The sequence below is a fragment of the Neglectibacter sp. CSJ-5 genome (assembly GCF_032490475.1).
Taxonomy (GTDB): domain Bacteria; phylum Bacillota; class Clostridia; order Oscillospirales; family Acutalibacteraceae; genus Hominenteromicrobium; species Hominenteromicrobium mulieris.
The window spans coordinates 374,360-398,891 of sequence record NZ_JAVYJC010000002.1 but is presented as its reverse complement, the minus strand read 5'-3'; the positions used below and the strand labels follow the sequence as shown (position 1 = coordinate 398,891).

The following is a 24,532-nucleotide window of genomic DNA, read 5'->3' as shown; positions in this document are numbered from 1 at the left end:
ATGGGTAAAAAAGCACTATTCGCCGCAGCGTTGGCTGCAGGTGCGGCCGCGGTTGTCTCCAACGCCGTTTTAAACGATACCCTGCGCCGCCGCCCGCCGAACAAAGACCCGCTGCCGGACGATGAAGAAACCCGTGCGGCAACAGTATGGTTCAAGAAATATGCCAAGCGCGTCACGTACCGCAACCCCGAAAATATGCGCCTCACTGCATGGTTCATCCCGCACAAAGGCCACCGCTATGCCATCATCTGCCACGGCTACGGCAGCCGCGCAGAGTGTATGCGCCACCGCGGCAAGTCGTTTTATGACCTCGGCTTTAACATTTTAATGCCGAACGCCCGCGCCCACGGTGACAGCGCCGGAGACTGGATTGGCATGGGCTGGCCGGAGCGTAAGGATATCATCGGCTGGATCTACGAGGTTATTCGCCGCGACAAAGACGCGCATATCCTTCTCTACGGCGAATCCATGGGCGCTGCCACCGTCATGATGACGGCGGGCGAGCAGCTGCTGCCGCAGGTGAAGCTTGCCATTGAAGATTGTGGCTACACCTCTGTGTGGGATCAGGCCAAAGCCGCTGTCAAAGATCTGTACGGCGGCGCAATGGGTGTGTTTATCCCGGCGGTGTCGCTTGCGGCCAAAGTGAAGTTCGGGTATAGCTTTCGCGAAGCGAGTGCGCTTAATCAGATTCGCCGCTGCAAAATTCCCGTGCTGTTTATCCACGGCGAGGCGGATGCCCTCGTGCCGTGCGCCATGGTGTATCGCCTTTACGAAGCCGCAAACTGCGATAAGCAGCTGCTTACTGTGCCGGGTGCAGGCCACTGCCTTTCCGCCTCCGTCGCGCCAAAGCTCTATTGGAGCGCTGTGCGCAGCTTTATCGAACGTTATATCGACCGCTGAAAACCGGGCGGCACCCATAGGCGGTGCTGCCCTTTTTCAAGCATTTGAAAGGAATGAAAACCATGGCCGCAAGACGAAAAAGGGAAGAGGAAGCGGAGTTTTTAAAGCTGAATACCACGTCTAACCCTACGGAGCTCGATATTTTGACGTTTGCGCTGCACCTTTTGGACCCGAGCTGCCCCGCACAAACAACGGCGGCCGCACTTTTGGAGCGACACGGAAAACTTAGCGACGTGTTTGATACCCCCGCGCAGATTTTGGCAGAGTGCCCCGGCGTCGGCCCGCACCTTGCAAGTGCGCTCGCCGCTTACCCGGACTTGTTCCGTGCCTATATGGAGTCGAAAAATCAGGCGCGCACCCGTATTGTCGATACTAAAACCGCCTTTGCCGCCGTGCAGAACAAATTTTTCGGCAGAAAAACGGAGATCGTCGTGCTGCTCATTTTGGACAGCAAGGGGTATTTAAAATACATGGGCATTGTCAACGAGGGCTCCGTGCACGGCGTGCCCATCTATACCCGTCAAATCGCCCGGCTGTGCCTTTTGTACGACGCCGATGCCGTTTACCTCGCGCACAACCATCCAAGCGGCAACTGCACGCCCTCACGGCAGGACATCCAAACAACCAAGGAGATCGAGCTCGCACTCTCCGGCATAGACGTCATCCTCTCCGACCACTTCATTTTCACGGACGAGGATTACCTCTCCATGCGCGCGACCGGCGTCCTCCAAAAGCTCCGCCACGACATCGCCACCCTAAAACGGCAGATCATCACGTAAAAGCCGAACATCACAGGACGTCGGCGGACATAAACGGCGGAATGCATTGACAAACGGGTGTTCGTGTGCTATACTAAATCGTAGCGAAACGTATGTTCTGAAAATTCAGTGAGGGAGCAAAGCCATGCAGGAGCGGGATAAATTTGTACTGAAGTCAAAATATCAGCCGACGGGCGACCAGCCGAAGGCGATCAAAGAACTTGTGGAGTCCATCCGCGCGGGGCATAAGGAGCAGACGCTGCTCGGCGTTACGGGCAGCGGCAAAACGTTTACCATGGCGAACGTCATTGCGGAATTGAATCGTCCCACGCTTGTTTTGGCACACAACAAAACGCTTGCCGCGCAGCTTTGCAGCGAGTTCCGCGAGTTTTTTCCGGATAACGCCGTGGAATACTTCGTTTCCTACTACGATTATTACCAGCCGGAAGCGTACATTGCGCAGACGGATACCTATATTGAAAAAGACAGCGCCATCAACGAGGAAATCGATAAGCTGCGCCACAGCGCCACCAGTGCGCTTTCTGAGCGGCGGGACGTCATTATCGTCGCGTCCGTTTCGTGCATTTACAGCTTAGGCGACCCAATCGATTACCGCACGATGGTCATTTCACTGCGCCCCGGCATGGAAAAAAGCCGCGATGAGCTTTTGCAGAAGCTCGTCGAGATCCAGTACGAGCGCAACGACATCAACTTTACGCGCAATAAGTTCCGCGTGCGCGGCGATGTAGTGGAAATTTTCCCGGCGGAATCGAGCGAAAAGGCGATCCGCGTCGAATTTTTCGGCGATGAGATCGAACGCATCAGCGAGGTTGTGCCGCTTACGGGCGAAATTGTCAGCGATTTAAGGCATGTCGCCATCTATCCGGCGTCGCACTATATCGTTCCGCGTGAAAAAATGGCGGTCGCGCTCAAGGAGATCGAGGCCGAAATGGAAGAACGCGTCAAGTTCTTTAAGTCCGAAGATAAGCTCATCGAAGCGCAGCGCATCGAGCAGCGTACACGCTATGATATTGAAATGCTCAGCGAGATCGGCATGTGCAAGGGCATCGAAAACTATTCGCGCGTGCTTTCGGGCCGTAAGCCCGGCAGCCAGCCGTGCACACTGCTCGATTATTTCCCGGATGATTTTCTGCTGTTCGTTGATGAATCGCACGTGACGTTGCCGCAGGTGCGCTCCATGTACGCCGGAGATCGCGCGCGTAAACAGAGCCTTGTGGATTACGGCTTCCGTTTGCCCTCGGCGTATGACAACCGCCCGTTGAATTTTGATGAGTTCTACGCGCACGTCAATCAGGCGGTGTTCGTCAGTGCCACGCCGGGCGACTTGGAGTTGGAAAAATCCGCAGCGGTCGTGGAGCAGGTCATTCGCCCGACAGGACTTTTAGACCCGCGCATCACGGTAAAGCCGACCGACGGGCAGATTGACGATCTAATTTCGGAGATCAACGTGCGTACCGCGCGCGGCGAACGTATTCTCGTGACAACGCTCACGAAAAAAATGGCGGAGGACCTCACGGGCTTCCTTGAAAATTATAGCATCCGCGTGCGCTACATGCATCACGATATCGACACGGTGGAGCGTATGGAAATCATCCGTGACCTGCGTCTCGGCGAGTTTGACGTGCTTGTCGGCATCAACCTGTTGAGAGAGGGCCTTGATATCCCGGAGGTGTCGCTCGTCGCAATTTTGGACGCAGATAAAGAGGGCTTCCTGCGCAGCGGACGCAGCCTCATCCAGACCATTGGTCGTGCTGCGAGAAATGCACATGGCGAGGTCATTATGTATGCCGATTTTGTCACGCCGTCGATGGAATACGCGATACGCGAGACGGAGCGCCGCCGCGCCATTCAGGAAAAATACAACGAAGAACACGGCATCGTGCCGCAGACCATCGTGAAAAAGGTCTCCGAGATTTTGGAGATTTCCACAAAGGCGGAGGAAGCGGGCGGTAAATCAAAGAAAAAGAAGAAGTATACGGCCGCCGAAAAGCGCGTGATGATCGACAAGCTCACAAAGGAGATGAAGGCGGCAGCAAAGCTGCTTGAGTTTGAGCATGCAGCCTACCTGCGTGACCGCATCAAGGAGCTGGAAAAATAGGGGGTTCGACATGATCGACAAGGTGAAATGCTTTACGGAGGCAATGCGTCAACTGGCTCTGGAATACAATGCAAAGCCAGAGGACTTTACAGCAAATCAAGTGACTGTCACAACGCCGGCGAAGCCTGATGGCGTGCGGCTCTATTCGCATGAGCTGCCGTTTTTCCAAATGGCATCAACCGGCAGTGGCGTGGTTATCACGGCGAACGAGGTTTTGCACCCGTTTTTAAAGGAGTTTACGGGCGATACCGAGCGCTTCAAGCACCCGTACTGGTTGTTCGAGCTTCCGCATTTGCTGTGCATCGAACGCGAGCTGAACAAATACGACTACACATTGTCATCGACCTTCCACATGTTTTTGCCCGGCAAGCCGCACAAAGCATATGTAATGCTATATACCTTTACATTAAAGTGGTTCGACAAAACGAGTGTGAAAACGTTGTACCCGAACACGGATTTTCCGAATGCGTTAAGTGAAAAAGAAAACCCCGACCGCCCGGACGTCCTCGCACTCGCGGCGTATGACGGCGACGAGATCGCGGCGCTGGCGGGTGCTTCGGCAGACACGGACGCACTGTGGCAGGTCGGTATCGACGTAAAAGAACGGTACCGCGGACATGGACTCGGCACAACACTTGTAAGTTTGCTGTGTGACCGCATCGAAGCGCTCGGCAAAACGCCGTTTTACGGCACAGTGCTTGCCAATTTGCATTCGCAGAACATCGCCCTCAACACGGGTTTTTACCCCGCGTGGGTGGAAATATCGAGCTTCAAAAAGGAAGAAACGAAAGGGTAAACCGAAATGAGTTCAAAGTACATCACCGTGACCGGTGCAAGAGAACACAACTTAAAAAATATCAATGTAAAGCTGCCGCGTGATCGACTGGTCGTGCTGACGGGACTTTCCGGCTCCGGCAAGTCCTCCTTGGCGTTTGATACCATCTACGCCGAGGGCCAGCGCCGCTATGTAGAGTCGCTTTCAAGCTATGCCCGTATGTTCCTCGGGCAGATGGAAAAGCCGGATGTCGATAACATTGACGGCCTTTCGCCGGCCATTTCCATCGACCAGAAAACAACCTCCAAAAACCCGCGTTCCACGGTAGGCACGGTGACGGAAATTTACGATTATCTGCGTCTTTTGTACGCGCGCATCGGTGTGCCGCACTGCCCGGTCTGCGGCAGAGAGATCCGCCAGCAGACCGTCGACCAGATCGTCGACCAGGTGATGGAGATGCCGGAGCGCACGAAAATTCAGGTTCTGGCGCCGGTGGTGCGCGGCAGGAAAGGCGAGCACCAAAAGGAGTTTGAGGCGGCGCGCAAGGGCGGCTTTGTCCGTGTGCGTGCTGACGGCATCATTTATGACCTTTCCGAGAGCATCAAGCTTGAGAAGAATAAGAAGCACAACATTGAAATTGTCGTTGACCGTCTTGTCATCAAGCCGGACATTCGCTCGCGCTTGGCGGATTCCGTAGAGACGGCGACAGGACTTTCCGGCGGGCTTGTTATCGTAAACGTGGTGGACGGCGAGGATACGCTGTTCTCTCAAAACTACGCTTGCCCGGAGCACGGCGTCAGCATGGAGGAACTTTCGCCGCGCATGTTCTCGTTTAATAACCCTGCGGGCGCGTGCCCGAAGTGCACGGGTCTCGGCGTTTTCATGCGCATTGATCCGGCACTCATCATCCCGGACGACCGCTTATCGATTCGTAAGGGCGGTTTGAAGGGCAGCGGTTGGGCGATGGAGGGCAGCACCATTGCGGCGATGTACATGGAAGCGCTCGCAGAGCACTACCATTTTTCGCTTGATACGCCGATCCGCGACCTCTCACCGGAGCTTGTAGACATTTTGCTTTACGGCACGAAGGGCGAGAAGATTAAGGTGCACCGCAAAAGCGAGTACGGCCGCGGCACGTATGAGACAGAGTTTGAGGGCATCATCAACAACCTTGAGCGCCGTTTCCGCGACACGTCCTCTTCGTGGATCAAGGAGGAAATCGAGTCGTACATGAGTGCGGTGCCGTGCGACGCATGCGGCGGCAAGCGCCTTTCCAAAGAGAGTCTTGCCGTGACGGTGGGCGGTAAGAATATCAGTGATTTTTGCGACCTTTCCGTTGTGGACGCGCTGGCGTTCCTCGATACGTTGACGCTGACCCCGCGCGAAGAGATGATCGCGGCGGCGATTTTGAAGGAAATTCGTTCACGTCTCGGCTTTTTGCGCAACGTGGGTCTCGAATATCTGACGCTTTCCCGCGCGGCGGCGACGCTTTCCGGCGGTGAAAGCCAGCGTATTCGCTTGGCGACGAACATCGGCTCGTCTCTCATGGGCGTTTTGTATATCCTCGATGAGCCGAGCATCGGCCTGCACCAGCGCGACAACCACAAGCTGCTATCGACCTTGATGCGTCTGCGCGACCTTGGCAATACGGTCATTGTCGTGGAGCACGACGAGGACACGATGCTTGCGGCCGACCACATTGTGGACATCGGCCCCGGCGCGGGCATTCACGGCGGCAACGTGATTTACAGCGGCGACGTGCAGGGTATTTTGAAGTGCCCGGAGTCCATCACCGGCCAGTATTTGAGCGGGCAGCGGTTCATCCCCGTGCCGCAGACCAGACGCGAAGGAAACGGCAAAAAAATCACCATTGTCGGTGCGCAGCAGAACAACCTGAAAAACGTGACGGTGGACATTCCGCTCGGCAAGCTCGTGTGTATCACGGGTGTTTCGGGCTCGGGAAAATCGTCGCTCATCAACGAGGTGCTGTATAAACGTTTGGCGGGTGAGCTGAACGGCGCGCGCACGGTGCCGGGCAAGCATAAGGAAATTCGCGGCATGGAGAACCTCGACAAGGTCATTCAGATCAACCAGTCGCCGATCGGCCGTACACCGCGCTCAAACCCGGCGACGTATACGGGCGTGTTTACGGATATCCGCGAGCTGTACGCCAGCACGCCGGAAGCGAAAATGCACGGATTTACCTCCGGGCGCTTTTCGTTCAACATTAAGGGCGGCCGCTGCGAGGCGTGCCAGGGCGATGGCATTATTAAAATTGAGATGCACTTTTTGCCCGACGTTTACGTTGCGTGCGATGTGTGCAAGGGCAAGCGCTACAACCGTGAGACGCTGGAAGTGAAATATAAAGGCAAAAGCATTTACGACGTGCTGGAAATGACGGTGGAGGAGGGCCTTGCGTTCTTCAAGGACCACCCGAAAATCGCGCGCAAGCTGCGCACGCTGTGCGACGTGGGACTGGGGTACATCAAGATCGGTCAGCCGGCAACGACGCTTTCGGGCGGCGAGGCGCAGCGCGTGAAGCTTGCAACGGAGCTGAGCCGACGCCCGACCGGCAAGACGGTGTATATTCTCGACGAGCCGACGACCGGTCTGCACATTGCGGACGTGCACAAGCTTGTGGAGGTTTTACAAAAGCTCGTGGACGGCGGCAACACGGTCATCGTCATCGAGCATAACCTCGACCTCATCAAGACGGCCGACCATATCATCGACCTCGGCCCAGAGGGCGGCGACAAGGGCGGCATGATCATCGCGGAGGGCACGCCGGAGCAAGTGGCGGCAACGAAGGGTTCCTACACCGGCGAGTATATCAAAATGATGCTGGAGCGTGACAAAAAGCGCAGGGCGGAGCAGAAAGCCTGACAAATTCAAAGTGACGTATGACGCTGCGGGCCCGGTTTTCGGGTGCGCGGCGTTTTTGCGGTTTTAAACGGATTGACACGGAAAAAGAATCTGTCCAAGATAGAAAGCCGGAATTTTGCGTCTTTCAGGGGTGCGGGCGGTTCATATTTACATTTTGTTCAACACATTTGCGTGTAAATCGGGTAGAATGAAGAACAGAAAGGAGAGGTTTGCGGTATGTTTGGCTATGTGCGTCCGTTCAAGGGCGAGATGCTCGTGAAAGAATACGACGCATATAAAGGTGTTTACTGTCAGCTTTGCCGGGCGCTCGGAAAATATTACGGTTTTCCGATGCGGCTGACGCTGAGCTACGACTGCACGCTGTATGCGATGCTGGCACTAAATCAGCGCGATGCCGATGTAAAGGCGGAGAAAAAGCGATGCTGCTGCAACCCGATGAAAAAGTGCACGTATGTGTGCCCCGCGAACGAGGATGTGTTTGCCGAAGAGGCGTTCCATAAGGCGGCGGCACTGAGCATCATTATGACGGTGCACAAGTTGCGCGATACCGCCGCGGACGAAGACGGGCTGAAAGCGTTCGGTGCGCGCGTTCTGCGCTTATTTGCGCGACGCGCGATGAAAAAGGCGAGCAATGATTATCCGTTTATGGCGGACGCCGTGCAGAAAATGATGGACGACCAGGCCGATGCCGAACATGCGAAGGAAATTTCCATTGACCGATGCAGTGCGCCGACGGCGGAGATGTTGCAGACGATCTGCGCGGAGCTTGGCAGCAATGCGGGCGAAAAGGCCGTTTTGAGCGAGGTGGGGTATTTCCTCGGGTGCTGGATCTACATTATGGATGCAGCGGACGACCTCACGGACGACCTTTTGCAGCAGAAATTCAACCCGTTTATTCAAAAGCTGGGACTGGAAAGCTCGCGCGGGTTGCGTTTATTGCCCGAAGAACGCAAAAGGGCCGACGAAGAGTGCAATGCGGTATTAAACGGCTCGCTTGCACGGCTGCTGCCGGCGGTGAACCTATTGCCGAGCGGCAAATTTACCCGAATTTTGGAGAATATTTTTGAAAAAGGGCTCCCGGAAATGCAAAGGGAGATCCTTTTCCTGCATATAAAGAAGGAGAAACGACATGACTGATCCGTATAAGGTCCTCGGGGTGTCGCCCTCGGCGACGGATGAAGAAATTAAAGACGCATACAGAAAGCTTGCAAAAAAGTACCACCCGGATCAATACGGCGACAGCCCGCTCTCCGAGCTTGCGGGCGAGAAGATGAAAGAGATCAACGAGGCGTACGACACCATTGTTTCGCAGCGCAAAAACCGCGGTGCGAACAATAACGGTTACGGCTACAACAACTATAGCACGTACAATGCGGGTTATAACGCCGGGTATGCGGGTGGCAGCAGTGCCTCCGGCTTTAACGATGTACGCCGTTTCATTATGGCGGGGCGCATTGCAGACGCGGAGCAGATCTTAAACGGTGTGCCGGTGGAAAGCCGTAACGCCGAATGGTATTTCTTAAAAGGTACGGTTTTATACCGTCGCGGCTGGCTGGAGGAAGCGAAGGAGCACTTCACACGCGCGTGCCAGATGGACCCGGGCAACCCGGAGTATCAGGCGGCGCTGAACCAGGCCATGAACCAGCGCAGCGGCGTTTACGGCGGCTACAATCCGAATATGAACATGAACAATGCGGGTGGGTGCAACGCCTGTGACATCTGCAACGGTCTGATTTGCGCGGACTGCTGTTGCGAGTGCATGGGCGGCGACCTGATCCCCTGCTGCTAAGGGGGCGTTTTCATGCACTCTAAAGCGGCGAAGGTCGCGCTGTGCGGTGTGGTTTCTGCACTTTCCGTGGTGCTGATGCTGATGACCGGCATTGTGCCCATTGCGACGATTGCACTGCCTGCATTGGCTGGCTGTTTGACGATTGCCATTGTGGCGGAGACAAATGTGCGCTACGGCTTTGCGGTGTATTGCGTTGTGAGTGTGCTGGCGATTTTGCTGACACCGGACAGAGAAGCGATTTTGTTTTACATTTTATTTTTCGGTTACTACCCGACGCTGTACGGACTTTTGATGCGCATTACGCGTAAATCTTTGCGTGTGCTTGCGAAGTTCGGCGTGTTTAATCTGGCGATGGCGCTGGAAACGGCGCTGGCGGTTTGGATTTTGCAGATCCCGCTTTCCGAAATGGAAATATTCGGCAAATGGTCCATCCTGATTTTGGCGGTGATGCTGAACGTGGTGTTTGTACTGTACGATTACTCGATGAACGGACTGATCGTCCTGTACATTCGCAGACTGCACCCGCTTGTACAGAAATATATAAAATAAAACAGCCTATGGCTGCGGTTTTCCGTGTGCCATGGGCTGTTTGTTTTGTACAGCTTATATTGCGGTGAGGTCGTCTTTTGTACAGCCTTTTTCGCTGTACCGGGCTTTTTCGTAGACGATGTGCAGGGCGTCGTTTTGGAGCTTCGCGTGGGCTTCCGCTTCGGCGGGGGACATCCAGCGCGCGGGCGGCTCTTTTGCGGCGTGCAGCAGCGTTTTGCGGTATTTGCGGCGCACCGCAGCGGTCGGGGAGCGGTCAAGGAAGCCGGGACGGTCGCGCTTTTGGGCGCGTTCCCGCACGGTGGTGCGTTCGTCCTCGGGCAGGTTTTCCACAAGGTCGCGCCGATCGACAAACGAGGTTTTAAACCCGCGCGAGATGCGGATGCAGCCGTAAATAACGCCGAAGATGAGGCCGCCCACGAGCGCGATGAGCACGATGTATTCGAGGATTTTCATGATGAGGACGAGCACGGGGCTCGGCTCTGCGGCGGGTATCATCTCGTCAAGCGGCATATCGCCGCCGGAGGATGTTTCGGTCTGCTCGGGCGGGGTATATTCGGCGTGGATCGCCTCGCGCGGGGTGTAGCGGTAGCCGATGTCGCTTGTGAGCAGCGGCGGCAGCAAAACGGCGGCACAGAACACGGCTGCGGCGGCCAAAAGCGCACAGGTGATGCGCACGATGCGGCGTGCGGGCATGTTCTGCATGGCGGCGTTGACGTCGATGTAATCATCGATGCGGCGGATGCCGCGCTGCGTGAGGCACAGCACGAAGTAAACGGCCGCGAAAACGAGGGAGACGGGCTGGAAAATCAAATCGGCGCGGTCGGTGAAGACAGAGCACAGGAACGGCACGGCGAACACGGCAAGACCCGCATAGCCGGCGTGGTCAAACAGAGAGTGGCTTTCGCCGTGCAGGCGGCCGTAAAGCCGCATGAAGCAGATGAACAGCGCGACGACGGCCATGAGGACGGAATCGAACAGGAAGCCGGTGAGTACCGTGATGCCGATGCTTGCGAGAATATAGAAAAAGATGCGGCGCAGGCATTTTATTGCGAACCAGCTGAGTGCGATGGGGGCGAGAATCAAAAATCCCCGCAGGATGTTTTGCAGGATGACGTCTTTTGTCATGCCCTCCGAGACAAAATTTAAAACGAGCGCGTAAAGCGGCACACACAGCATGGTGGCGTGCAGCCAGCCGAGCACGACGTATAAAATGTGGCGGACGGGAATTTGCTTTTTGAAAATTTTCATTTTGTCCCCTCCCGTTAAACTTCCCAGCGGACGATTTCGACGGATTTTGAGGTCTCCGTGAGTTTGTAGCGCTCCGGCATGTTGCGGTCTTCCGGCAGGATCCAGATGGCGTCACTGCCCTCCGTTAAGGCTTCCAAATCCGGCAGAACGGGCAGCTTTTGCTCCTTGGAGATGAGCACGTAGAGGTCGCTGCCGTGTGCGCCGTCGTGCAGGGTGCGGAGAAGCTGCGGCATGGGGGTGAGGTCGTTGCGGCATTCCAATCTTGCGAGTCGGCGGCGCAGGTAAAGTGCGGTGTTGCGGCCGGTGAGCTCGCCGGTGGAGAGCATTTTGCCGTCTACGGTGTCTATGCCGTTTGAGATGACGGAGACCGAGATGCCGTCTGCGAGCATGCGCTCCGCGAGTTCGGCGGCGATGGAGATGGCGGTCTCGTTTAACGCATCCGTCACGGCGCTGCCGATGCCGGTGCAGTCGAGCAGGACAGTGACCTTTTGGGACAGCGTGGAATCGTGCTGATTGACGAGCAACGTGCCGCCGCGCGCGGAGGCCTTCCAGTTGATGTATTTCATGGGGTCGCTGCGGCGGTAATCGCGGATGCCGGCAAACTCGAACGGGTCGTCGTACACACGCCGACGGCTGACGAGCAGACCCATGATCTTGCTGTACGGAATGCGGATGTGGCTTGCGGAAATGTGCGCAGGCAGGACGTAGAACTCCGTTTCCTGCGGAAAATGCGCCACCTGCTTTTCGTTCATCAGAAAATCGTAGGACGTGACCGTGGTGGACGCGATGCGGTAATAGCCGCGCTTTTTGCCGCGGACAGGTAGTGTACGCGTGATGCGCTGGCGCACGGACGCTGTGAACACGTCGCGGCGGTAGGTCATATCGCTGACGGTGGAGTTTTCTTCGTCCTGAAATACCACCCAGCGGCTCATATCGAAGCCGACCTCCAAAACGGGGAGCGGCAGGTATTTGTTGTTCACGATCGTTTCGACGAGACTCGCTTCTTCGCCGCAGAAAATGTAATCGCGGTCAAAGGATATCTGTACGGTGAGGTTTTCGTCCCACAGGCGGCGGAACAAAAGGCGCTGTGCAAAGTAAAGGACGAGCAAAACGATCGGGAGCAGAAGGAGCGCCCACATTACTTTGACCAGTCCTCAGTCGGCAGGGCGACGGAGGAGAGCACATCGGTCATGGCCTTTTTCTGGGCATCGGTGGAGCCGACAGAGCCGCTGAGCTGCAAACGGTGGGCGAGCACCGGCACGGCGACGGTCTTGATGTCTTCCGGCACGACGTATGCGCCGCCGCGCACCAAGGCGTAAGCGCGCACTGCACGGACGAGCGCAAGGCTGCCGCGCGGGCTGACGCCCATATCGATATTCGGCCAACTGCGCGTGGCCTGCACGAGGTCGATCATGTAATCGAGCAGGACGGGGTGAATGTAAATCTCCTTTGCCTGCTTTTGCAGCGCGAGAATATCCTCACGCGTGCAGACGCTTTGCAGCGTTTCGAGCGGCTCTTCCTTCATAAAGCGCTGCAAGATGGCGCGCTCCTGCTCTTTTGTGGGAGAGGCCATGGAAATGCGCATTAAAAAGCGGTCGAGTTGGGCTTCCGGCAGGGGATAGGTGCCGAGCGTTTCAATGGGGTTCTGCGTGGCGATGACGAAAAACGGCGCCGAAAGCGGGCGGGTGACGCCGTCCACGGTGATCTGGCGCTCGCCCATACACTCGAGCAGGCTTGACTGCGTGCGCGGTGTGGCGCGGTTGATCTCATCGGCGAGGAGTAGGTTGCAGAATGCCGGGCCGGGGCTGAAAACGAAATCGTTTGCTTTCTGGTCGAAGTAGTTGAGGCCCGTGACGTCGCTGGGAAGCAGGTCGGGCGTGAACTGGATGCGGTTAAACTCCAGACTGACGGACTTTGCAAGTGACTTTGCAAGCATGGTTTTGCCCATGCCGGGCACATCTTCGATGAGAACGTGACCCTCGGCAATGAGCGCGGTGAGCAAGAGGTCGATGGTTTCTTCGGAACCGACCATGACCTTGCCGATATTTTCACGAATGGACGAAATGAGCGTTTTACTTTCCATAAAAGACCTCCAAAAGACGAGTGCGTTTATTCTGTTGTGGGAAATCAACATAATTAAACGGTTAATAATCGAAATAAGGATACAACAAAACGAAAGAAATTGCAAGCTTCTTTTGTAAAGGATGACAAAGAATGGAGAGTGATATCCGTGCTGCACGGACATACCTTTGCATGAAAGGACGCATTTCCTGCAAAAACGGTTTGGAATTCATAGAAAACAGCGAAAATATCCCTTGATTTTTGCAGGAATATCGGCTAAAATAAACATTATGATACCGTGTATACGTGTGCCCTGTCCGTAGGGGCAGGTATGCGGCCGCGTCTGCACGGAGGGAATTTTGCAGGAAGCGGCGACTCGCGCTGTAAAATTTCCTGTCAGGAAACGTAAAGAAAGGAAATCACCCATGAATATCCAGCTTACGAATCGCATTAAGCAAAATGCGAGATCGTTTTCCAAAGGTCAGAGGTTGATCGCGAAGTATATTGAGGAGCACTACGACAAGGTGGCGTTTATGACGGCCTCGAAGCTTGGCGCGACGGTCGGTGTGAGCGAATCGACCGTGGTGCGCTTTGCGACGGAGATCGGATACTCCGGCTATCCGGCGCTTCAGCAGGCGATGCAGGAGATGATCCGCAACCGCATGACGAGCGTGCAACGCCTTGAAATGACCTCGACGAACATTCCGCTTGACCGCCTGCTTGACAGCTCGATGGATCAGGACATCGACATTATCCGCCGCACGAAGGAGTCTATTTCACATGAGGAGTTTTACCGTGCGGCCGATGCACTCGTGAAGGTAAAGAAGGTTTATATCATCGGTGCAGGCAGCTCGCTTGCCATTGCGACGTTCCTCTCGTATTACTTCTCCTTGGTGTTCGATTCCGTACAGCTTATCAGCGCGACGAGCGAAGCGCAGATTTTACAGCAGATGGTGCACATCGGCGAGGGCGACGCGCTTATCGGCATCAGCTTCCCGCGGTACTCTAAAAAAGCAGTGAAGGCGTTGAAATACGCTTCCGACCGCGGTGCGACGGTTGTGGCCATTACGGACAGCACGCTTTCTCCGCTGACAAAGTATGCGGAGCATGTGCTGCTTGCAAAGAGCGACATGGTTTCGTTTGTCGATTCGCTTGTGGGCCCGCTGGCGCTTATCAACGCGCTTATTGTGACGGTGGCCATTAAAAAGAAAGACGAAGTGGCGAATACACTCTTAAACCTGGAGACCATTTGGGACGAGTACGGCGTGTACGAGAAAGTCGAGGACAGAAGCGACGAGGAACGTAATGTTTGATGCAGTCGTAGTCGGCGGCGGCGCTGCGGGCATGATGGCGGCGATCACGGCGGCGGAGCGCGGCAAGCACATCCTATTATTAGAAAAGAATGCACAGCTTGGGCGGAAGATCCGCATTACAGGCAAGGGCCGCTGCAACGTAACGAACAACTGCGAGCCGCGCACGGTGATTGAATCCACGCCCGGCAACGGCCGGTTTTTGTACGGGGCGGTGAACCATTTCACTCCGCAGGACACGATGGACTTTTTTGAGGGGCTTGGCGTGCCGCTGAAAACGGAGCGCGGCAATCGCGTGTTCCCGGTCTCGGACAATGCACACGACATTGCGGACGCGCTTTGGAAGAAGCTGAAAAAGTGCCGCGTGGAAATTCGGCAGAGCAATGTGAAAGAGGTGCTGACCGAAAACGGTAGCGTCATCGGCGTGCGCACGGAAAACGATGTGTTTGAGGCCCCCAGCGTGCTTTTGGCGTGCGGCGGCGCTTCGTACCCCGGCACGGGCTCGAACGGCGACGGCGCGCGGCTGGCGGAAAAGCTGGGGCACACCATTATTCCTATGCGTCCGTCTTTGGTGGCGCTGACCTCTGATGACGAGGACTGCCCGGCGATGCAGGGGCTTTCTCTGCGCAACTGCGGTGTGACCGTGACGGACAATGAAAAGAAAAAAAAGCCGGTCTACACGGACTTCGGCGAGCTGCTGTTCACGCACTTTGGACTTTCCGGCCCGACGATTTTGAGTGCGAGCGCGCATATGCGTCATATGGCGCCCGGCAGATACACAGTGACGCTCGACTTAAAGCCGGCGCTCACCCCGGAACAGCTTGACCAGCGCCTTTTACGCGATTTAGAGAAAAACAAGAACCGCAATTTCAGCAATTCGCTCGATGAATTATTGCCGCAAAAGATGATCCCGGTTGTCGTGCGGCGGTCGGGCATTCCGCCGGAAGAGAAGTGCAACACCATCACGCGCGAGCAGCGTGCGGTGCTTTTGGATGTCTTAAAGCACTTTACGGTGGAGGTTTCCGGCTTTGCACCGCTTTCCGGCGCGATTGTGACGGCGGGCGGCGTTTCCGTAAAGGAAGTCGACCCGAAGACGATGCAGTCCAAATTAATTCCGGGCTTGTACTTTGCGGGGGAAATTCTGGACGTGGACGCGTACACGGGCGGCTTTAACCTGCAGATCGCCTTTGCAACGGGACACGCGGCGGGCGAAAATCTGTAAACTATCATTATATATAAGGAAGTTATATTATGTATGCAATAGCGATTGACGGACCTGCCGGCGCAGGTAAAAGCAGCGTGGCGAAAGCGGCTGCAAAGGCGCTCGGCTTTGTTTATGTGGACACGGGCGCGCTGTACCGCACGGTGGGGCTTTACCTGCTGCGCAGTGAAGTTGACCCTGCAGACGCAGAAGCGGTGGAGCCGAAGCTCCGGGACATTCAGGTCGATCTGAAATACGAAGACGGCGTGCAGCACGTCATTTTAAACGGGGAGGATGTATCCGGCCTTATCCGCACGCCGGAGGTCTCTATGGCGGCCTCTGCGTGTGCTTCCGTACCGGCAGTGCGTAAGTTTCTGTTCTCCGCGCAGGTGGATATGGCGAAGAAGTACAACGTCATCATGGACGGCCGAGACATCGGCACGACGATTTTGCCGAACGCACAGGTGAAGATTTTCCTGACGGCTTCGCCCGAGGTGCGCGCCGAGCGCCGCTACAAGGAGCTCAAGGAAAAGGGCGTGGACGTGAGCTATGAAGAAACGCTTGCGGACGTTATTCGCCGCGACAAACAGGACGAAAAGCAATCTAAGGCGGCGGAGGACAGCATCTTGCTTGACAACAGCGAGCTGGATTTTAACGGTACGGTGAAACGCTTACTGGAGATCGTGGAAGAAAGGACGGGCGTGAAGCATGGCTGAAAATAAGAAGCCGAAGGAACACCTTTCCTGGTGGTATTTCCTTGCAAAGTACGTGATGCTGTTTTTCTTTAAAATTCTGCACCCGTACCGTATTATAGGCAGAGAGAACATGCCGCTTACCGGCAAGCTGCTCGTTTGCTCTAACCACGTGACGATGGGCGACCCGATTTACCTTGGCTGCGCAATACCGAAACGACAATTACATTATATGGCGAAGGCCGAGCTTTTTGAAAACAAGCTCATCGGCGGATTTTTGAAGAGCCTCGGCGCATTCCCAATCTCCCGCGGCACGGGCGGGGCACAGGGCATTCAGACGGCGATTGACCTTTTGGAGGAAGAAAAGGTCGTGTGCATGTTCCCAGAGGGTACGCGCTCGAAGACCGGCGAGCTTTTGAACCCGAAAATGGGTATGGTAATGCTGGCGTACAAAACGCACTGTACGATTTTGCCTGTGGCGATCGTGGGTGAGGGCGGCAAGCCCCCGAAGGTGTTTAAGAAAATGGTCATCAACATCGGCAAGCCAATCCGGTTTGAGGACATGGGCCTGACCGAAGATTCCGGTATGATTTACCGCCGCGTTTCGCGCAATATTTTTGCCGAGGTGCAGAAGCTGCGCGAGGAAGGTCTCGATATTATGGAGAACAGGTGGAAGGAAGTATGATCCGCGTGGCGAAAACAGCGGGATTCTGCTTTGGTGTGAACCGCGCGGTGGAGACCGTTTACAAATTGCTTGACGAGGACAAAACCGTCTGCACGCTCGGGCCGATCATCCATAACCCGCAGCTTGTGGAGGAGCTCGGCCGCAAAGGCGTGCGCATTATAGATGCGCCCGAGGACGCGAAAGCGGGGGAGACGGTTGTCATCCGCTCTCACGGTGTACCGCCGGAGGTCATCGAAAAACTGAAAGTGCTCGGTGTCGATTACAAGGACGCGACGTGCCCGTATGTGCAGAAGATTCACCGCCTTGTTTCCGACGGAGAGCGCGAGGGCAGGCGCGTGATGCTGGCCGGCGATGCCAAACACCCGGAGGTGGAGGGCATACTCGGTTGCTGCAAAACGCCGTACCGTACCTTCAAAACGCGCGAAGAACTCGAAAATTTATTCAAAAATGAGCCTGAACTTGCCGAAATGCCCCTTCTTTTTTGTGAACAGACCACTTTTAACGTAGAAGAATGGGAAAAATGTTTGGATTTCGTAAAAAAGGTATGTACAAACGCTTCAGTTTTTGATACAATATGTAAGGCTACAACAAATCGCCAGCGCGAAGCACGCGAGCTTGCGCGTGAAAGCGACTTGATGCTCGTCATCGGCGGGCGTCACAGCTCGAATACGGCGAAGCTCAAGGAGGTCTGTGAGCCGTATGCGCAGACGTATCTCATTGAGACGGCGGCGGAGCTTGCAGCCCTGCCTGTAAAGGGCAAAATGAATATCGGCATAACTGCCGGTGCTTCAACACCGGCAAGCATAATAAAGGAGGTACTTGTTACCATGACAGACAAAATTGAAACAAATGAGCTTAATTTTGAGGAGATGCTTGAGGAATCACTCAAGAGCTTAAATACAGACGAAAAGGTGCACGGTGTAGTTGTAAGCATTTCTCCCACCGAAGTGTATGTTGACGTCGGTAGAAAGCAGGCCGGCTACATCCCGGCTAACGAGCTTAGCAACGATCCGAACGCGAAGCCGGAAGATCTTGTAAAGATCGGCGACGAGATGGATCTGCTCATCATGAAGACGAACGATCAGGAAGGCACCATCATGCTCTCCAAGAAGCGCATCGATGCCATCAAGGGCTGGGAAGACATTGCAGCGGCTATGGACGCTGAAGAAATCCTCACCGGCAAGGTCACAGAAGTTGTTAAGGGCGGCGTGATCGTTCTGTATAACGGCATCCGCGTCTTCATCCCGGCTTCTCAGGCTGTAGCAAACCGCGGTGACGATCTTGAGGCTCTGAAGGGTCAGGACGTTCAGTTCCGCATCATCGAAGTCAACCGCCAGCGCCGCCGTGCGGTCGGTTCCATCCGTTCCGTGCTCCGCGAGCAGAGAAAGGCAGCACAGGCTAAGTTCTGGGAGTCTGTTGAAGAAGGTCAGGAGTTTACGGGTACCGTTAAGTCCCTCACGAACTTCGGTGCATTTGTTGACCTTGGCGGCGTGGACGGCATGATCCACATTTCCGAGCTCTCCTGGAACCGCATCAAGCACCCGAGCGAAGTTGTCTCCGTCGGCGACACCGTTCAGGTTTATGTCAAGAGCCTTGACCGTGAGAACGGCAAGATCTCCCTTGGCTACAAGAAGAAGGAAGACAATCCGTGGGAGATCCTCAAGAACGAGTATCCGGTCGGCACGGTTTGCGACGCTACCGTTGTTGGCATGACCACGTTCGGCGCATTTGCTAAGATTCTCCCGGGCATCGACGGTCTTATCCACATCTCTCAGATCGCGGACAGAAGAATCGAGAAGCCGCAGGACGTTCTGAAGGTTGGCGACGTTGTTAAGGTGAAGATTACCGACATCGATTTCGACAAGAAGAGAGTTTCCCTCTCCATCCGTGCTCTGCTCGAAGACCAGGGCGAGGACGCTTCTGAGGAATAATTTAAATCGTCAGGTGTAAATTTGCAGGGTGGTTCTTTCCACCCTGCTTTACATGACGGACATTTTAAAAGTAAACGGATAAAACGGCGGTTTTATCCATTGGAGGAAACAATTAGATGAAGCGCGTGAAAAAACCTGTGTTTTTTATCATCGCGGCTCTGATCCTTGCGCTTACATACACATCGGTCTTCGGCGTTTACACGCAGAACGGTGACACGAAGAACACATGGATCAAGGGCGCCGGCGATATAAGATGGGGTATTGATATCCGCGGCGGCGTGGAAGCGACCTTCAGCCCGGCTGAAGGCGTGGAGGCGACCGCAGAGCAGCTTGAAGCCGCAAAGGCAATCATTGAGCTGCGTATGGTCTCGAAGAGCATTACGGACTACGAGATTTACACCGACGAAGCCAACGACAAGATCATTGTTCGTTTCCCGTGGAAGAGCGGCGAATCGGACTTTGACCCGGAGAAGGCGATTGAAGAAATTTCCGCAACGGCGCTGCTGACATTCCGCGAAGGTAAGTCCTACGAGACTCAGACGGTGGACGGCGAGGGCAACCCGGTTTACCAGACACCGACGGGTACAACGGCGGAAAACATTATTCTGGAAGGCAGCGATGTAACGGAGGCAAAGCCGGTCATGCAGGAGAATTCCACTTCCGGCAGCTACGATTATGCGATTTCCCTGACGCTTTCCGATGAAGGTGCACAGAAGTTTGCGGAAGCGACCGAACGCCTGAAGGGCAAGACAATCTCCATCTGGATGGATGACATCATGATTTCCGCACCGACCGTTAACGCGGTCATCACAGACGGCAAGGCTTCTATTACCGGCAACTTTACGGCAGCTACGGCTTCCGAGCTTGCCGCGAAGATTCAGGGCGGCGCACTGCCGTTTGCTTTGCAGACCTCGAACTTCAGCACCGTGAACCCGACGCTCGGCTTGAAGTCTCTGGATGCCATGGTCATGGCCGGCGTAATCGCTTTTGCGCTCATCGCGGTCTTTATGATCATCATCTTTAAGGTTCCGGGCTTTGTGGCTGTGCTGACGCTTGTGGGTCAGCTTGCAATCACCTTTGCGGCGATTTCCGGCTACTTCCCGTTTGTGAACAGCTTTACAATGACTCTGCCGGGTCTTGCGGGTATTATCCTTTCCATCGGCGTGGGCGTGGATGCGAACATTATCACCGCGAGCCGTATTAAGGAAGAACTCGGCACCGGCAAAACGCTGGACGGCGCCATTCAGAAGGGCTGCTCCAACAGCCTTTGGTCGATCATCGACGGCAACATCACGATTTTGATCGTTGCCATCATGCTCATCGGCGTGTTCGGTCCGTCTAACATTCTCTCTAAGATTTTCGGCGAATCCACGACCGGTGCTATCTACTCCTTCGGCTACACTTTGCTCGTCGGCGTAATCGGCAACTTCATCATGGGCGTGTTCTGCTCTCGCCTGATGATCAAATCGCTTTCCGGCTTCAAGCCGCTCCGTAAGAAATGGCTGTTTGGAGGTGCGGATAAGTAATGAAAAAGTTTGATTTTGATTTCTATAAGAACAGAAAAATTCTGTTCGGCATCTCGATCGGCCTGATGGTCATCGGCTTGATTTTCAATTTCATTCGTGGCACGAAGATGGACATTCAGTTCGTCGGCGGTGCGATGATTAAGTATTCCGTAGACGGCGAAGTCGATACGGATGAAATCGCGTCCCTCGTAAAAGAAGAGACCGGCCGCGACGTTTCCGTTGCATTGAGCAAGACGTTCGGCACGGACGCGAACCAAGTGACGCTGTCCTTTGCGGGCAACGAAGCTGTGACGCTCGATGAACAGCAGGCAATCGCGCAGTCCCTATCCGACGCGTATGCCGACCGCACGTTCAACGTGGTGGAATCGAGCTCCGTTGACCCGACCATGGGCGTGAAGTTCTTCCAGAAATGCCTTGTTTGCTTGCTCATCACGTTCGTGATCCTGCTCGTTTACATTGCGCTGCGCTTTAAGAAAATCGGCGGTCTTTCCGCCGGCGTTACGGCGCTCATCGCACTTGTGCATGACGTGCTGCTTGTGTATTTCGCGTTTGTGATTTTCGGTTTCTCGATCAACGATATTTTCATCGCTGTTATCCTGACAATCCTCGGCTACTCGCTGAACGATACCATCGTCATTTACGACCGTATTCGTGAGAACCGCAAGCTCTCCCCGACAAAGAGCCCGGATGCACTGCCGGCTATCGTCAACAAGAGCCTCAATCAGACAATGACGCGTTCTATTCTGACATCTCTGACCACTTTTATGGCGCTGCTTGTCATCTACATTGTTGCGGCGGTTTACGGCATCAGCTCTGTACAGAGCTTTGCACTGCCGATGATGGTCGGCACGATTGTCGGTTGCTATTCCTCGCTGTGCATTGCGGCTCCGCTGTACACCATGTGGGCTGTGCATAAGGGCGAGAAGAGCAAGAAGTAATCTGACCCGAGCTGCTTTTAAGCAAGCGTTTCTATTAATGAATGAAATTCCCGGAAAGCTGTGTGCTCTCCGGGAATTTTTGTATAGGACGCATTTTGCAGTACAGGGGATAGAAATAAACGATAAAAAGCTAAAAGAAAACCGGGTAAGCTGCCGTGCGGTGTGCTACCCGGTTTTGGTTTTAGATCTGTTGGGATTTGCCGGTGAGGAGCCAGAAGACATCGACGTCTAAAATTTCGGCAAAGGCTAAAAGCTCGATATCCGTGACGGTGCGAAGCTGACCCTCTAACTTAGAGAGGGCAGAGGCGTTGATGTCAACACCGCGCACCTGCAGCTGCGCGAGCAGCTCTTTCTGTTTCATGCCACGATTGCGGCGAATGCTCTCAATACGTGCGCCGACTAAGTTTTTGTCTCCAAGTGGTTTTTTGCGGATGCGCATTTGCTCGCCGCCTTTCAATGTTCTATACACATTATAAGCGTAAATGCACAAAAAATCAATTCATTTTCCGAAAAATTATGAAAATCAACTGCTAACAATTCGTGAACGGTCCGTAAAACCGGGTGAATTACTCTGTGGTTTCGTCCTGTTCCTCGGATTTTGTATCTTCCGCTTCGCCGGAACGCGTGCGGCGGTAGGCGAGCGGTGTCATGCCATACTTTTTCTTGAAGATAGAATAGAAGTAGTTCGTGTTCACAATGCCGATGGCTTCGCTGATTTGGTTGATGGGCAGCTTAGTCTCACGCAGAAGCTGCTCGGCCTTTTTCATGCGGGTGTTGCTGAGGTAATCACTGAACGAATAGCCGATCTGCGTGGCGAAAATTTTGCCGAAGTAGGCGGAGGAAAGGCCTGCCATGCCGGCGAGCATTTTCAGGGAAAGATCAGGATTTGCGTAGTTTTTGTCGATGTATTCCTTTGCGGCATCGGCGGCAAGCTCGTTGCCGTATTTGCGGTTGATGCTTTGATGATGCGCCAAAATGGTGATGAACTCCATGCAGCGCTTGCGCAGCATATAGACATTCGGTAGCTGACGGTCAATTTCATTCAGTTTATCCATCAAGATGGGATAAGCGGTGTCGTCATCCGTGAAAGTGGTGGAGAAATCGTCGAGCAGCGACATCATGACGTGGTTGAAATACGTAACGGCTGTATTGAAGCTGACGTTTGACATGTAGGAAAGCGCGAGATCGAACTCGTGCGAGCAGGCATCGAGGTCATTTGCGCGGATGTGCTCGGCAAGCTTCATGTGGAGCTTGTTGTGGTATGAGTTGAGATTGATATTCTGGCCGGTCTCATAGGCGAAGAAAATTTTGCCCTGATTACGGATGGCGGAATATTCCAGTGCGATGTTAGTCGCCTCATAGCAGAGGTTGATATTGACGGCTGTCTCCACGATGGTGCCGATGCAGATGGTGGTGTTCATGGCAAACTCGCGCTGCATGACCTCGCACACGCGCTCAAGCTCCGGCACAAGCTTTTCCGGATAGGCGTTCTTTTGCAGGGGGAGCAACATCACGAGAAAGTTGTGCGAATTGCGGTACGGTACGACACTGCCGAACTGTCCCAAAACTTCGGTGGCGAGGTTCTCGAGAGCGTAGCTGTAAATGAAATAGTTTGGGTCATCCGGGCCGAAGCGCAATTCTTTGGAGGCTGCACTGATAATGACGATGGTGTAATACGGCGCGGTGAGGTCGATGCCATAGCTTTGGTATACTTCGATGTAATTCGGAATCTGCCCATACTCGCCGTGCATAAGTCGCTGAACGTTGCGCTTTTTGGAATCGGAATAGGAGGAGATGAGGCCTTGCTCCAGCTTATCGGCTTTCATGTACATATCGGAAAAGGCCTTGCTGAGCTGGTCAAGCTCATCGCCGGCATGGTCGTTCGACGGCTTTTTGACGTAGTTGCTGTAGAGCAATTCGATTGGCGCAGAGAGCTTTGCACTGGTGCGGAACGAGATGAACATGCCGACGCAGAGCACAAGAATGCCGGTGAGTAACGTGATGATGGCGAGCTGGGGGAGACCGCTGAAAATATTCGAGTACGGCACAATATTAAAGATCGTAAAGCCAGAGGAAGACGCCTTGGCGTAGGTGACGAGCGCTTCGGTATGGTCAGCGCAGGTGTAGGAGAAGGAGCCGGAATTGTCGGTCAGCTCCGGGAAATCCTCCACGGAGACAACGGCGTTGTCGGATTTTGCATGCGTGAAGGTTTGTGAATCACCTTCAGCGATATTGGTGGAGAAAACCTCGCCGTAACGGTTCAAAAGCAGAACCTGTTGAAAGCCGTTCGAGGTGCGCAGGTTCGATATGGAATCGTTGAAATAATCTTCGTCCACGTCTACGATGATGAGGTCGGGCGAGCCGCCTTTGCGTAGCTGTGCACGGAAGACGAAGGAATAGACATAACGGGTCTTGAGCTGCTGTGTGGCGTAGTTTGCACCGATCATGCGCAGAAGGCAGGTGTCGGCGCCGGGATTATCGGGCAATCTACTATAATAGTATGCAATATCGTCATCCGTGAGAAAATCTGCCGTAGAGCTGGAGACGAAACGGTTGGAGGCAGAGTTATAAAGGCTAACATAGCGCGTATAGCTCTGCGCCGTTTGGATCTCGCGTAACTTGATGCCTGCATCGGCTTCGATGAGTCGGTTGAAGGTATTGGAGGAGAGGCAACGGTTCGTATTGCTGTTCTGCAAAATTTGATTATTAACGGAGCGCATTTGGCTGTAGAGCATGTCCGTCATCTGACAGACCTGCTCCAACTGATGCACAGAATAGGTGCGCGCAGAACTGACCTGCAAATTTGCGTAGATGGTGAAAATTAAAAGCGTGACGAGTATAACGGCTATGGCCACCACGCAGAAAATACTGAAAAGGTAGCGGCTGAACAGCCGGGTTTTTACTTTTTTAAACAAAATACAACACTCCAAATACAGAAAGAGAACGAAAAACACGATTTAGGTTTCGTATAACTCTATGATAACGGATTTTGGCACTAAACGCAAGCGAAAAATCAGATTATTGATTCAAATCGTAAAAAACCGTAGTTTCATATCGCGAAAAGCCGAAAAAAGTGATTCGATTCTCAAAAAATGGAGAAAAGCGAAATTTGTGAAGTGCTTTAAAACTGCCAAAATGCAAAGTTGTTTTGAAATTTTGGAGTTTAT

At 54.2% G+C, this 24,532-nt stretch carries 20 protein-coding genes; 15 read left to right on the top strand and 5 right to left on the bottom strand.

Annotated features, from left to right (window positions below):
* The 8 genes from R2K26_RS06015 (at position 1) to R2K26_RS05980 (ending at position 9,773) form a co-directional block, all read left to right on the top strand.
* Entirely contained in the window at positions 1-900 is a 900-nt protein-coding gene (locus R2K26_RS06015; RefSeq protein ID WP_316519216.1) for an alpha/beta hydrolase, read from the top strand.
* A gap of 62 nt (positions 901-962) precedes the next feature.
* Positions 963-1,679, top strand: a complete 717-nt coding sequence (locus R2K26_RS06010) for a JAB domain-containing protein (RefSeq protein WP_316519215.1) — start codon at positions 963-965, stop codon at positions 1,677-1,679.
* Between the two features lie 124 nt (positions 1,680-1,803).
* Positions 1,804-3,777 carry an excinuclease ABC subunit UvrB gene (uvrB, locus tag R2K26_RS06005; protein ID WP_316519213.1) on the top strand — a complete coding sequence of 658 codons (1,974 nt, stop codon included), beginning with the start codon at positions 1,804-1,806 and terminating at the stop codon, positions 3,775-3,777.
* Positions 3,778-3,787: 10 nt separating this feature from the next.
* Entirely contained in the window at positions 3,788-4,573 is a 786-nt protein-coding gene (locus R2K26_RS06000; protein ID WP_316519212.1) for a GNAT family N-acetyltransferase, read from the top strand.
* Between the two features lie 6 nt (positions 4,574-4,579).
* On the top strand, positions 4,580-7,435 hold the full coding sequence (uvrA, locus tag R2K26_RS05995; RefSeq protein WP_316519211.1) for an excinuclease ABC subunit UvrA: 2,856 nt from the start codon (positions 4,580-4,582) through the stop codon (positions 7,433-7,435).
* Positions 7,436-7,651: 216 nt separating this feature from the next.
* Positions 7,652-8,572, top strand: coding sequence for a DUF5685 family protein (locus tag R2K26_RS05990; RefSeq protein WP_316519210.1), 921 nt, complete (start codon positions 7,652-7,654; stop codon positions 8,570-8,572).
* Positions 8,565-9,224, top strand: a complete 660-nt coding sequence (locus tag R2K26_RS05985) for a DnaJ domain-containing protein (RefSeq protein ID WP_316519209.1) — start codon at positions 8,565-8,567, stop codon at positions 9,222-9,224. Before R2K26_RS05990 ends, R2K26_RS05985 begins: the two co-directional genes overlap by 8 nt.
* Positions 9,225-9,236: 12 nt before the next feature.
* The gene (locus tag R2K26_RS05980) at positions 9,237-9,773 is read left to right on the top strand and encodes a hypothetical protein (protein WP_316519208.1); all 537 of its coding nucleotides are present in this window, start codon (positions 9,237-9,239) and stop codon (positions 9,771-9,773) included.
* 54 nt (positions 9,774-9,827) lie between these two features.
* On the opposite strand, the gene R2K26_RS05975 is transcribed toward R2K26_RS05980, so the two are convergent.
* Genes R2K26_RS05975 through R2K26_RS05965 form a run of 3 tightly spaced genes read right to left on the bottom strand, consistent with a single transcriptional unit; the run spans position 9,828 to position 13,104 of the window.
* Complete coding sequence (locus tag R2K26_RS05975) at positions 9,828-11,021, bottom strand: hypothetical protein (protein WP_316519207.1); 1,194 nt, start codon at positions 11,019-11,021, stop codon at positions 9,828-9,830.
* Positions 11,022-11,035: 14 nt separating this feature from the next.
* Complete coding sequence (locus R2K26_RS05970; protein ID WP_316519206.1) at positions 11,036-12,160, bottom strand: DUF58 domain-containing protein; 1,125 nt, start codon at positions 12,158-12,160, stop codon at positions 11,036-11,038.
* A complete protein-coding gene (locus R2K26_RS05965) occupies positions 12,160-13,104 on the bottom strand; it encodes a MoxR family ATPase (protein ID WP_316519204.1) in 945 nt (314 codons plus the stop codon). Before R2K26_RS05965 ends, R2K26_RS05970 begins: the two co-directional genes overlap by 1 nt.
* A gap of 403 nt (positions 13,105-13,507) precedes the next feature.
* Between R2K26_RS05965 and R2K26_RS05960 the strand changes: the two genes are divergently transcribed.
* From R2K26_RS05960 to secF, 7 genes are all read left to right on the top strand, one after another.
* Complete coding sequence (locus R2K26_RS05960) at positions 13,508-14,395, top strand: MurR/RpiR family transcriptional regulator (protein ID WP_316519203.1); 888 nt, start codon at positions 13,508-13,510, stop codon at positions 14,393-14,395.
* The gene (locus R2K26_RS05955; protein ID WP_316519201.1) at positions 14,388-15,614 is read left to right on the top strand and encodes an NAD(P)/FAD-dependent oxidoreductase; all 1,227 of its coding nucleotides are present in this window, start codon (positions 14,388-14,390) and stop codon (positions 15,612-15,614) included. Before R2K26_RS05960 ends, R2K26_RS05955 begins: the two co-directional genes overlap by 8 nt.
* Before the next feature lie 29 nt (positions 15,615-15,643).
* Positions 15,644-16,309, top strand: a complete 666-nt coding sequence (gene cmk, locus R2K26_RS05950; RefSeq protein WP_316519200.1) for a (d)CMP kinase — start codon at positions 15,644-15,646, stop codon at positions 16,307-16,309.
* A complete protein-coding gene (locus tag R2K26_RS05945; protein WP_176820460.1) occupies positions 16,302-16,970 on the top strand; it encodes a 1-acyl-sn-glycerol-3-phosphate acyltransferase in 669 nt (222 codons plus the stop codon). The genes cmk and R2K26_RS05945 overlap by 8 nt, the downstream gene beginning before the upstream one ends.
* Complete coding sequence (locus tag R2K26_RS05940) at positions 16,967-18,901, top strand: bifunctional 4-hydroxy-3-methylbut-2-enyl diphosphate reductase/30S ribosomal protein S1 (RefSeq protein WP_316519199.1); 1,935 nt, start codon at positions 16,967-16,969, stop codon at positions 18,899-18,901. The genes R2K26_RS05945 and R2K26_RS05940 overlap by 4 nt, the downstream gene beginning before the upstream one ends.
* A gap of 116 nt (positions 18,902-19,017) precedes the next feature.
* Positions 19,018-20,427 (top strand): SecD/SecF family protein translocase subunit, encoded by a 1,410-nt coding sequence (secD, locus tag R2K26_RS05935; RefSeq protein WP_316519198.1) that lies wholly within the window; start codon positions 19,018-19,020, stop codon positions 20,425-20,427.
* Positions 20,427-21,365, top strand: coding sequence for a protein translocase subunit SecF (gene secF / locus R2K26_RS05930; protein WP_316519197.1), 939 nt, complete (start codon positions 20,427-20,429; stop codon positions 21,363-21,365). Before secD ends, secF begins: the two co-directional genes overlap by 1 nt.
* 181 nt (positions 21,366-21,546) lie before the next feature.
* On the opposite strand, the gene R2K26_RS05925 is transcribed toward secF, so the two are convergent.
* A complete protein-coding gene (locus R2K26_RS05925) occupies positions 21,547-21,804 on the bottom strand; it encodes a helix-turn-helix domain-containing protein (RefSeq protein WP_176820464.1) in 258 nt (85 codons plus the stop codon).
* A 127-nt stretch (positions 21,805-21,931) separates the two neighbouring features.
* A complete protein-coding gene (locus R2K26_RS05920; protein ID WP_316519196.1) occupies positions 21,932-24,280 on the bottom strand; it encodes a helix-turn-helix domain-containing protein in 2,349 nt (782 codons plus the stop codon).
* Positions 24,281-24,532 lie beyond the last annotated feature (252 nt).

Bases quoted from the DNA above. Each gene is read 5' to 3' on its own strand.
- R2K26_RS06015 (WP_316519216.1), top strand. From the start codon at position 1: ATGGGTAAAAAAGCACTATTCGCCGCAGCGTTGGCTGCAGGTGCGGCC.
- R2K26_RS06010 (WP_316519215.1), top strand. From the start codon at position 963: ATGGCCGCAAGACGAAAAAGGGAAGAGGAAGCGGAGTTTTTAAAGCTG.
- uvrB (WP_316519213.1), top strand. From the start codon at position 1,804: ATGCAGGAGCGGGATAAATTTGTACTGAAGTCAAAATATCAGCCGACG.
- R2K26_RS06000 (WP_316519212.1), top strand. From the start codon at position 3,788: ATGATCGACAAGGTGAAATGCTTTACGGAGGCAATGCGTCAACTGGCT.
- uvrA (WP_316519211.1), top strand. From the start codon at position 4,580: ATGAGTTCAAAGTACATCACCGTGACCGGTGCAAGAGAACACAACTTA.
- R2K26_RS05990 (WP_316519210.1), top strand. From the start codon at position 7,652: ATGTTTGGCTATGTGCGTCCGTTCAAGGGCGAGATGCTCGTGAAAGAA.
- R2K26_RS05985 (WP_316519209.1), top strand. From the start codon at position 8,565: ATGACTGATCCGTATAAGGTCCTCGGGGTGTCGCCCTCGGCGACGGAT.
- R2K26_RS05980 (WP_316519208.1), top strand. From the start codon at position 9,237: ATGCACTCTAAAGCGGCGAAGGTCGCGCTGTGCGGTGTGGTTTCTGCA.
- R2K26_RS05975 (WP_316519207.1), bottom strand. From the start codon at position 11,021: ATGAAAATTTTCAAAAAGCAAATTCCCGTCCGCCACATTTTATACGTC.
- R2K26_RS05970 (WP_316519206.1), bottom strand. From the start codon at position 12,160: ATGTGGGCGCTCCTTCTGCTCCCGATCGTTTTGCTCGTCCTTTACTTT.
- R2K26_RS05965 (WP_316519204.1), bottom strand. From the start codon at position 13,104: ATGGAAAGTAAAACGCTCATTTCGTCCATTCGTGAAAATATCGGCAAG.
- R2K26_RS05960 (WP_316519203.1), top strand. From the start codon at position 13,508: ATGAATATCCAGCTTACGAATCGCATTAAGCAAAATGCGAGATCGTTT.
- R2K26_RS05955 (WP_316519201.1), top strand. From the start codon at position 14,388: ATGTTTGATGCAGTCGTAGTCGGCGGCGGCGCTGCGGGCATGATGGCG.
- cmk (WP_316519200.1), top strand. From the start codon at position 15,644: ATGTATGCAATAGCGATTGACGGACCTGCCGGCGCAGGTAAAAGCAGC.
- R2K26_RS05945 (WP_176820460.1), top strand. From the start codon at position 16,302: ATGGCTGAAAATAAGAAGCCGAAGGAACACCTTTCCTGGTGGTATTTC.
- R2K26_RS05940 (WP_316519199.1), top strand. From the start codon at position 16,967: ATGATCCGCGTGGCGAAAACAGCGGGATTCTGCTTTGGTGTGAACCGC.
- secD (WP_316519198.1), top strand. From the start codon at position 19,018: ATGAAGCGCGTGAAAAAACCTGTGTTTTTTATCATCGCGGCTCTGATC.
- secF (WP_316519197.1), top strand. From the start codon at position 20,427: ATGAAAAAGTTTGATTTTGATTTCTATAAGAACAGAAAAATTCTGTTC.
- R2K26_RS05925 (WP_176820464.1), bottom strand. From the start codon at position 21,804: ATGCGCATCCGCAAAAAACCACTTGGAGACAAAAACTTAGTCGGCGCA.